This window comes from Cupriavidus sp. HPC(L), from assembly GCF_000307735.3.
GTDB lineage: Bacteria > Pseudomonadota > Gammaproteobacteria > Burkholderiales > Burkholderiaceae > Cupriavidus.
Genome location: NZ_AMPR02000091.1, coordinates 1 through 9687, shown reverse-complemented (window position 1 = coordinate 9687; position 9687 = coordinate 1). Strand labels below are relative to the sequence as shown.

Below are 9687 nucleotides of genomic sequence, written 5' to 3'. Positions count from 1 at the left end.
GCCGAGCACCGCTATCGGCTCGACTGGCTCGATGCGCTGGGCTTTCCCGCCGAGCTGCTGCCCGCCCTGCGGCAGGACGCCGACGACTTCGGCCGCACGCGTGCCGACCTGCTCGGCATCGACGTGCCGATCCTCGCCTGCGCCGGCGACCAGCTGGCCGGTGCGGTCGGTCTCGGCTGCCTGGACGCCGGCCAATCGATGTGCCTGCACGGCACCGGCAGCTTCGTCGACCTGATTGTCGGCACCACGCTCCCCGCCGCGATGGGCCGCTCCGACAGCACGCTGACGATGACCGCGCGCCGCCACGGCGGCCAGTCGCACTTCTCGGTCGAGACGTTCGTCGCCACCACCGGCTCGGCACTGAACTGGATCTGCGACAAGCTGCACTGGTTCGACGACGCCCGCCAGATCAGCGCGCTGGCGGCCGGCGTGTCTTCCGCCGGCGGCGTGACCTTCATCCCCGCCTTGACCGGCCTGCGCGTGCCGCGCATGGAGCCGGCCGCGCGCGCGGCGCTGAACGGCATCTCGATGGCGACCACGCAGGCCGAGATCGCGTACGCGATCCTCGACGGCATCGCCCATTCGGTCAGCTCCTGCATCGAGGCGAACCGCGACATGGCAGGCGTCGAGGTATCGAGCCTGCTGGTCGGCGGCGGCTTGTCCGGCAGCGACGCGCTGCTGCAGATGCAGGCCGACCTGACCGGCCTGCCGATCCTGCGCATGAAGGAGACCGACCGCGCCAGCCTGCGCGGCATCGCCTTCCTTGCCGGCTCGTCCGGCCTGCTGTGGGACGACCTGCGGCAGGCCCGCGCCACCACCGCCGCCGACGCGGTGTTCGAGCCCGCGATCGGCACCGACGAGCGCGAGCAGCGCCGTTCCCTGTGGCATGCGCGTGTCGCATCGGAGCTGGAGCACGTCGATGCCGTCGCCCATGTCCACGCGCAGGCCCACGCCCGCGCCACCGCTTCATCGCCCGCCAACAACAAGGAGAAGCAATCAGCATGATGGTTCTGCCATCCCGAAGCGCCGGCCGCGCGCGTGCCGCCATGGCCAGCACCGAGCCCCTGCGGCTGGATCGTCAGGAGCAGCTCGACCGGCTGCACGGCGAGCCGTTCGACGTGCTGGTGGTCGGCGGCGGCGTCACCGGCGCGTACACCGCGCTCGACGCCGCGCTGCGCGGCTACCGCGTCGCCCTGGTCGAGAAGGACGACTTCGCCTCGGGCACCTCGTCCAAGTCGTCGAAGATGGTGCACGGCGGCCTGCGCTATATCGAGCACGGCAATCTCCGCCTGGTCCGCCATTCGCTGCTGGAGCGCCAGCGGCTGCGCCGCAATGCACGGCATCTCGTGCAGCGGCTGCCGTTCCTGTTTCCGGTGATGGAGCGGGACGGGGTGTTCGACAAACGCCTGGCCAAGGCCTTCGACAGCCTGCTGTGGACCTACGACCTGGCCGGCGGATGGCGCGAGGGCATCCTGCACCAGAAGCTGACCAAGGCCGAGGTGCTGTCGCACTGCCCGACCTTCAACGAGCAATACCTGACCGGCGGCTTCATGTACTTCGACGCGCGCGTCGACGACGCCCGGCTGACGCTCAATATCGCACGCACCGCGGCCTTCCATGGCGCCGCCGTGGTCAACCACGCCCGCGTGGCCGAGATCACGCGCGACAGGCATGGCAAGGTCGACGGCGCGATCGTCCAGGCCAGCGAACGCGAGATCCGCGTGCGCGCCGGCGTGGTGGTGATGGCGACCGGCGTCTGGCTGCGCGACTGGACCGGGCGCAAGGCCGGCGAAGCGAAGACGCTGCATATCCGGCCCGCCAAGGGCGTGCACGTCGCGATCCCCTGGCTGAAGATCCGCAACGACTGCACGGTGACGATCCCGGTGCCGGGCCGCAATCGCCGCGCCACCATCACGCGCTGGGGCAACGTCTCTTACCTCGGCACCACGGACGAGGACTACGAGGGCGATCTCGACAACGTGCTGTGCACGCGCAGCGAGCTCGATTTCCTGCTCGAGGGGGCACGCTCGGCGTTGAAGACCGACCTGCAGCCCGAGGACGTGGTCGGCAGCATCGCGGGATGCCGCCCGCTGGTGGCCCCGCCCGGCGGCAAGACGCTGGAGATTCCCCGCGATCACGACATCCGCATCGCCGACGACGGGCTGGTGACCGTGGTCGGCGGCAAGCTGACGACCTCTCGCCATATGGCCGAGCAGACGATCGACGCGGCGCAGAAGGTCATCGGCAAGCGCGCGGCCTGCCGCACGAAATCGGCCTGGCTGCTGGGCGCGGCGGGCTACGACGCGCAGGCCATCGTCGCCTCGGGCGGCCTGTCCGCCCATCTCGGCGAGCGCTACGGCACCGAGGCGCGCTTCGTCAGCGACCTCCTGCAGGCCGATCCGCGCCTCGCGCGGCCAATCGTCGAGGGCCTGCCCTACACCGAGGCCGAGGTCGTCTACGCGGCCCGCCACGAGCTCGCGGCGACCGTCGACGACGTGCTGTCGCGCCGCATGCGCGCCCGCCTGATGGCGCGCGACGCCTCCGCGCGTGCCGCCGCGCGCGTGGGCCAGCTTCTGCAGGCCGAACTCGGATTGTCCGAGGGGGCCGTGGCACGGCAGGTCGGGGACTACCTGGACGCCATTGCCGTCGAAAAATCCGTACTCATGGGAGATGCAGCATGATCAGCAAGGAAGCCATCAAGCGCGGCTACAACCGCGGCAACTACGTGGTGGGCGCGCACACGCCGCCAGGCTACGCCGCCACCATCGCGCAGACGCCCGATGAGCCGGGGCTGCAGCGCGAAGCCGTGACGGTCGACGCCGCGGCGCTCGCGGCGCTGCGGCAGGCCGCCGACGAGGTGCTGACCGATACCGGCAGCGTGGTCGCGTGGACGCGCGACTGGTGGGCCGGTTCGATGATGACCGAGACCGCCGGCAAGCCCGCCACGCCGCGCGCGGCGATCGTGCGCGTGTCCACCGTCGAGCAGGTGCAGGCGGTGATGCGCATCGCCAGCGAGCGTGCCATCCCGGTGACGGTGTCCGCCGGCCGCAGCAATGTCACCGGCGCCGCGCTGCCGGTGCGCGGCGGCATCGTGCTGGACGTCTGCGGCCTGAACCGGCTGCTCGGTTTCGATCGGGACAGCCAGATCGTCGAGGTCGAGGCCGGCATGTTCGGCGACATCTTCGAGCAGACCATTCAGCGCGAATACGGCATGACGATGGGCCACTGGCCGTCGTCCTACGCCATCAGCACCGTCGGCGGCTGGGTCGCGTGCCGCGGCGCCGGCCAGCTGTCGACGCGCTACGGCAAGATCGAGGACATGGTGTTCGGCATGGACGTGGTGCTGGCCGACGGTCGGCTCGTCACCGTCGGCGGCTATTCGCGCGCGGCGCTCGGGCCGGACCTGCAGCAGCTGTTCATCGGCTCGGAGGGCACGCTGGGCGTGATCGTCCGCGTACGGCTGACGCTGCATCGGCTGCCGGACCACGGCCGTGCCATTGCCTATGGCTTCAAGACGTTCGCGATCGGCCTGGAGGCCTGCCGGCAGATCCTGCAGCAAGGCGGCAATCCGGCCGCGCTACGGCTCTACGACGAACTGGAGAGCGGCGTGCAGTTCGGCCTGCCCGACACCAATGTGCTGCTGGTCGCCGACGAAGGCGCGCCCGAGGTGGTCGAGGCAGTGATGGCGATCAGCGAACGCGTGTGCCGCGAGCTCGGCGAGCCGCTGGACAGCGACGCGATCTTCGAACGCTGGCTCGATACGCGCTACCTGACCGGCAAGAGCGCCGAGGGCTTCAAGCGCAGCCCGGGCTTCGTCGCCGACACGCTGGAGATGTGCGGGCCGTGGAGCGCGCTGGCCGATATCTATCGCGACGTGGTCGCCGCGATCAATGCGGTGCCGGGCACGCTGGCGGGCTCCGCGCATCAGTCGCACGCCTATGTCGACGGCGCCTGCCTGTACTTCTCGCTGCGCGGCGACGTGGCGGTCAAGGACCGGCAACGCTGGTATCGCGCCGCCTGGGATGCGGCCAACGCGGTGCTGATTCAATACAATGCCGCGCTGAGCCACCATCACGGCATCGGCCTGCTGCGCGCTCCGTACATGGCGCCGTCGCTGGGCAGCGCGTTCCCGCTGCTCGAGGCCGTCAAGCGCGCGCTCGATCCGCACAACATCCTGAACCCCGGGAAGCTGGGCCTGACCGACGCCCTTTCCCACGAAGCCCGATAGACGCCATGGATAAATCCCTCGGTGCACGCCTGATGCGGCATCCCGTCATTGCCACGCTGTACGGGGTCGAACAGGTCGGCGCCTTTGTCGACAGTGCGGCCGAGGTGTCGATCGTCGCCAACGTCGAGCTGCGCAAGCTGCAGCCGGTGATCGCCACGCTGACGCAGGCCGGCAAATACGTCATCGTCAATATCGACAGCTGCGAAGGGCTGTCGCAGGACAAGGGCGGCGTCGACTACCTGGCCGACATCGGCGTGGCGAGCCTGGTCTCGACCCGCGTGGCCACCATCCAGCGCGCCAACCGCGCCGGCATGGTGACCATGCAGAAGGTCTTCGTGACCGACCGCTCGACCTGGCCGCGCAGCGTCAAGGCGCTGGAGCAAAGCGACCCGAATCTCGTGCAGATCATGCCGGCGCCGATGCTGGCACATCTGCCCGAGGCGGACCGCAAGGGGCTGCCGCCGATCGTCACCTCGGGCTTTGTCTGCAACCAGGACGACATCCGCAGCGCGCTGGCCCACGGCGCGGTCGCCGTATCGACCAGCGACCGCACGCTGTGGCATCTGGAGCCGAAGGCGCTGAAGAGCTGACAGGACCGACCCGGGCCGGCGGCACGCTACTGCATGCCCGGCGGCAGCTGCGGCGCGTGCACGGACACCCAGCTCCCGTTCTCGTACTTCTTCCAGTTGTCGCCGGCGTCACGGGCGTACAGTCCATCTTCCAGGATCATCAGGCGGGTCGGATGGGGCGCGACGGGCGGCGGGCCGGCCGTTTCGGGACCCTCGCCTTCGATCACGCCTTCGGCCGCGCCCTCAGCGCCCTGGGCCACGCTTTCTGCCGCCGATACCGTATCCGGCGGCGCGGTCGGCGGAGCATCGGCCAGCGCGCGCTGCGCCGCCTCGCTCAGCCGTGCACCCTCGTCCGGCGAACCCCCTCCGCATCCCGCCAGCGCCAGCGGTATCAACAGCAGCGGCGCGGCGGCCGGCAGCATCCGTGGCAAACGAGCGATTCTTCGCATGGCCGCCTCCGTCAATCGAACAGCCGGCGCACGAGATCGCCGATCAGCACGCCGCGCAGGCTGAACAACGCCTCGCGGTTGGCCGGGATGTCGCCATAGCCGCCGAGGCCATTGACGCCATAGTTCCGATCGACTGCCGTGTTGGCGCCCTGGATGTCGATGCGCACCGTCGGCGCGAGCGAGCCGCCGCGCCGCGGGCCGATGGCATCGATGAAGGACTCGACCAGCCCGCCCGGCATCACGTAGTGCGAATACGACTGGAAGGTGCGCGGGTTCTGCGTCGGATCGAGCGCGAACGGCTCGCCGCGCGGACGGTTCATGTCGGTGGGATTGCCGAGCACCAGTCCGCTGCCATTGTTCAACGGCTGGTAGTCGCTGCGCACGCCGTTGCCGACGAAGCCATAGACGCCGTCGGGGCCGTCGACCCCGGCGGCATAGGTCGAACGATGGCTGATCGTGAACAGGTAGTACTTGCCGTCCTTGATATAGATCTGCGGCCGCTCGGTCTGGTCGTTGACGCAGTTGGCCGACAGGATCGGCGGCAGGAACACCCATTGGCTCAATTGCCGGTTGATCGCCACCGCCAGTCCCACGTTGGCCTTCTGGAACACCGCGCCGGAATCCATCACCGCGTTCAGGTCTTCCCGATGCGGGTCGTTCGGTGCGTAGCCCAGGTCCTGCTCGGTGCAGGTGCGCGCGCCACGCGGGCCGGCGGTGTTGCCTTCGAAGACCATGAAGGTGACGCCGGGATTGGCCGGATCCTCGAAGGTGAAGGGATCGCGGAACGAGAAGAACTCGTTCTGCTGGCCGGTCTGGTACCAGGTGCCGTCCGGCTCCAGCAGCTTCATATGGTCATTGAAGCCGGTCAGGCGCACGCCATTGTGATCCGCTTCCACGCGCCCTTCCGCCTTTGCGATGATCGCGATCGGCGGCGTGATGTTGCCGCCAGACGGGCTCGACCGATTGAACGACGTCGCGGTATAGAACACGACGATGCGGCCATCCGGCATGATCCGCGTCGAGCCGGACCATTCGGCGTTGTGGGTCATCGGCACACCGCCGAATATCCGCACGCTCGATCCGTCCGGGAACAGGTGGCCGCCATAGATCCAGCCGCCGTTCGCGGGCCGCCGGGAGGCCGGAATGCCGGCGCGGCGATAGAAGTAGCCGATGCGCGCGTGGATATGCCGGTCGTCGAACGTATAGCCCGCATTGCGATCGGCGGTCAGCGAGAAGATGATTTCCCAGCCCTTGTAGCTGTACTGGTTGGCCCTCGCATCGGTCAGCGGCCAGGTGTCCCAGACCCACACGCGATCGTTGGTCTGCGGGAAATTGGCCGGTATGTCCGGCATCGTCAGATGCAGCGGCAGCGAGTTCTGCCCGGGGCTGACGTTGGGCGATGACATCGCCATGATCTGGCGCGCATCGGCGCGCGTCCAGCGAGCGGTGAAGTTGCTGGTCGGGTCCTTGGCTTCCTGCGTATGGGGCGTGGGCGCGGGCCCCGCAGGCGTCTGCGCGTGGGCCGGCGCGACCGCCAGCAGCAAGGGCACCGACGCGGTGCCAACGGCCACGAGGCATCGGCCGATGCCACCGGGAATGCGAAGAGGAACATTGCTCATGATTACCTCGGCGTCGAATAGACGAGCGCCGCCGCTGCCGTCGCGAAGGCGGACACGGAAGCGCCAACAGGGTCACGACGCTGGGCGGGATCGGACAGAGGCGGAAAGGGGCGGCCTGCCGGGCGAATACGTGAAGCGTGAAGCCTCGCAAAGCCGCGTGAAGCCTCGCAAAGCCGCGCAATGCGGACACGAGCGCGCCTCTTCGTCGCAGGTCATCCGAAGCCAGCGTCTTGCCGGGGAAGTCCCCACGCGACTACAAGGACAGGTCGCGGACAAAGGCGGCATCGGCATGCTGCGCCATGCGCGCTCGTGAAGGATGACGCGGGACCTGGACGGTGCCGGTCATCGTTCGAGTCTGTGTTGGCCAGCGCGGATCATTCCTGCCGGGCATGGCCACATGAGGATTGCGAAGTGGATGACAAAGGGCAAGGGCATGCGCCCCCGCGTGCGCGCCTTCGATGGCGCCGTTCCGGCCCGGGGGTAAACCCGGTTCACCGGAACGTAGAACGAGGTTAGTACACCGGTTGTCCGAATGCCAAGCCCTCGATCTGCACCGGTGTGCAAGCGTTGTTCAGGCCTGCCGCCGCCACACCGGCGAAGCGCCGACCACCACCTTTCGCGGAATGATCTGCTGCGCGTGGAAGGCATCGGCGATGCGCTGCTGCTCGTCCAGCGCCGGCGCGTCGACCGCCTGCAGCCGGTAGCTGCGGCGCCGGTTGGCGATCTCGACGGTGGCCGCGTCCAGGCCGATCAACGGCGCATGCCATTCGGCCGCCGCCGCGGGATTGGCCTTGACCCACTCTCCTGCCTGCGCGAGCGCATCGAACACGGTGGCCAGTACATCGGCGCGTCGGCGTGCGAAGTCGCTGGCTGCCAGATAGAAGCGCCGATAGCTGGCCAGGCCGGTGCCGTCGGCCAGCACGCGCGCCTGCGCCTGGCGCTGCGCGGCCGCGAGGAACGGGTCCCAGATGACCCAGGCCGACACGTTGCCGCGCTCGAACGCGGCGCGCGCATCGGCCGGCGTCAGATACGCCGGTTCGATATCGCGCATCGACAGCCCATTGCGCGCCAGCGCCTCCAGCAGCAGGTAGTGCGCGCCGGCGCCCTTGGCGAAGGCGACCTTGTGGCCCTTCAATTGCGCGATGGACGTCAGCGACGAGTCGCGCGGCACCACGATCGCCTGCGCCGTCGGCGACGGCGTCTCGATCGCGTAGTAGGTCAGCTTCGCTCCCGCCGCGAGCGCAAACGGGGGCACCGCGTCGGCGACGTCGGCACTGAGGTCCAATGCCCCGACATTGAGCGCCTCGAGCAGCGGCAGGCCCGAGGTGAATTCGTGCCACGACACCGAGGCGCCCAGCGGTGCTAGCGCCTTCTCCAGCGTGCCGCGCGACTTCAGCAGGATCATCAGCGTCGACGACTTCTGATAGCCGATCCGCACCGTTTCCGGCTTGCCGCCCGCCTGTGCGCGTGCGGTGCCGGCCAGCGTCCATGCCGCAATGCCGGCCGCCGTCAGCAACAGCCGTCGCCGCGTCTCTTGCATGCCGCTCTTCCCTTGCGTCATAGCGTCGCGATCGACACTTCGGTCGACTTGACCAGCGCGATCACTTCCTTGCCGACCGCGAGCTCGAGCTCCTTGACCGAGCGGGTCGTGATGACCGAGGTGACCACCAGCCCGCCGGCGGTTTCGACATCGATCTCGGACACCACCGGTCCCTCGATGATTTCGCGGATCCTGCCGCGGAACTGGTTGCGTACGTTGATGGCATGAATCGTCATGACGGGTTCCTGGATGAAATAGCGGATTGATTCGAAGTCAGACGGACCAGCGCACGCGCTCGGCCGGCCACGGTTCGCTGTTCGCCGAAGACGTCGCGGCACGGGCCAGTTCGGCCTCGCGCTCTTGCCGCTCGCGCGCCCGCGCGGCGACACGCTGCACCGAGCGGTCGAGCCGTTCGACGATGTCGCCCGTCGCGGTGTAGCCGCCCTCGGGACGCGATGGCAGCTGCTGGTCGGTCGCATAGATGCCGTCGAGGATGTCGCGCGCGCCGAGCGCCGACAGCACCGGCTTGAGCGCATAGTCCAGCGCCAGCAGATGCGCGGGACTGCCGCCGGTGGCCAGCGGCAGCACGGTCTTGTCGCGCAGGCCGTCCTGCGGCAGCAGATCGAGGAAGGCCTTCAGCACGCCGCTGTACGAGGCCTTGTAGATCGGCGTGGCGACGATCACCAGCTGCGATTCACCGACCGCGCGCACCGCCTCCTGCAGGCGGGCATCGCCGAAGTCCGCCTGCGTCAGCGCCTGGGCCGGCAGGTCGCGCGGCCGGATCGAGCGGTAGGAGGACGTGAAGGCGTCCAGCCGCGAGAGCGCGAGCTCCAGCAGGTAGGCCGAACGCGAAGGCGTGGAGGGACTGCCGAGAATGCCGACGATGTTCATCAGTGCGTTGTCAATGCGCGGGTCCGCGCGTCGTTGTCAGGGGATTCGGTCGCGGGCTGCCGCAGCACCCGCCGCAGCACGCGCTCCTCGATCGCGGCGAATGCCGGCGCGCCGTGGCTGCGCGGGCGCGGCAACGGCACGCGTTCGTCGAAGGCGATGCGGTGGTCTTCAATCAGCACCACGCGGTCGGCCAGCGCGACGGCCTCTGCCACATCGTGCGTGACGAGCAGCGCGGTGAAGCCGTGCGCCAGCCACAGGCGCTCGATCAGCTGCTGCATCTCGATACGGGTCAGCGCATCGAGCGCGCCAAGCGGCTCGTCGAGCAGCAGCAGCCGCGGCCGATGCACCAGCGCGTCGCGCTGGCCCGCGCGCTGGTGCATCGGCCGCGGCT

At 69.1% G+C, this 9687-nt stretch carries 9 protein-coding genes and 1 pseudogene; 4 read left to right on the top strand and 6 right to left on the bottom strand.

Going from position 1 to position 9687, the window contains the following annotated elements; translation table 11 throughout:
- From B551_RS07080 to B551_RS07065, 4 genes are all read left to right on the top strand, one after another.
- On the top strand, positions 1-1005 hold a 1005-nt coding region (locus B551_RS07080), incomplete at its 5' end, for an FGGY-family carbohydrate kinase (protein ID WP_023263761.1).
- The gene (locus tag B551_RS07075) at positions 1002-2681 is read left to right on the top strand and encodes a glycerol-3-phosphate dehydrogenase/oxidase (protein ID WP_023263760.1); all 1680 of its coding nucleotides are present in this window, start codon (positions 1002-1004) and stop codon (positions 2679-2681) included. The genes B551_RS07080 and B551_RS07075, both read left to right, overlap by 4 nt.
- Positions 2678-4228: an FAD-binding oxidoreductase gene (locus tag B551_RS07070; RefSeq protein ID WP_006577411.1), complete on the top strand. Its 1551-nt coding sequence runs from the start codon at positions 2678-2680 to the stop codon at positions 4226-4228. The genes B551_RS07075 and B551_RS07070 overlap by 4 nt, the downstream gene beginning before the upstream one ends.
- A 5-nt stretch (positions 4229-4233) precedes the next feature.
- Positions 4234-4818, top strand: coding sequence for a glycerol-3-phosphate responsive antiterminator (locus tag B551_RS07065; RefSeq protein WP_023263759.1), 585 nt, complete (start codon positions 4234-4236; stop codon positions 4816-4818).
- Positions 4819-4844: 26 nt separating this feature from the next.
- Here B551_RS07065 and B551_RS07060 read toward each other — a convergent pair whose 3' ends face one another.
- From B551_RS07060 to B551_RS07035, 6 genes and pseudogenes are all read right to left on the bottom strand, one after another.
- Entirely contained in the window at positions 4845-5246 is a 402-nt protein-coding gene (locus B551_RS07060; protein ID WP_157071928.1) for a hypothetical protein, read from the bottom strand.
- An 11-nt stretch (positions 5247-5257) separates the two neighbouring features.
- Positions 5258-6865, bottom strand: coding sequence for a glycoside hydrolase family 68 protein (locus B551_RS07055; protein WP_083492541.1), 1608 nt, complete (start codon positions 6863-6865; stop codon positions 5258-5260).
- Between the two features lie 571 nt (positions 6866-7436).
- A complete protein-coding gene (locus tag B551_RS07050; RefSeq protein ID WP_006577406.1) occupies positions 7437-8405 on the bottom strand; it encodes an aliphatic sulfonate ABC transporter substrate-binding protein in 969 nt (322 codons plus the stop codon).
- A 17-nt stretch (positions 8406-8422) separates the two neighbouring features.
- A complete protein-coding gene (locus B551_RS07045; protein WP_006577405.1) occupies positions 8423-8641 on the bottom strand; it encodes a molybdopterin-binding protein in 219 nt (72 codons plus the stop codon).
- Between the two features lie 37 nt (positions 8642-8678).
- A complete protein-coding gene (ssuE, locus tag B551_RS07040) occupies positions 8679-9296 on the bottom strand; it encodes an NADPH-dependent FMN reductase (protein ID WP_006577404.1) in 618 nt (205 codons plus the stop codon).
- Positions 9296-9687: pseudogene (locus tag B551_RS07035) on the bottom strand (sulfonate ABC transporter ATP-binding protein); the annotation flags it as partial. The gene ssuE and the pseudogene B551_RS07035, both read right to left, overlap by 1 nt.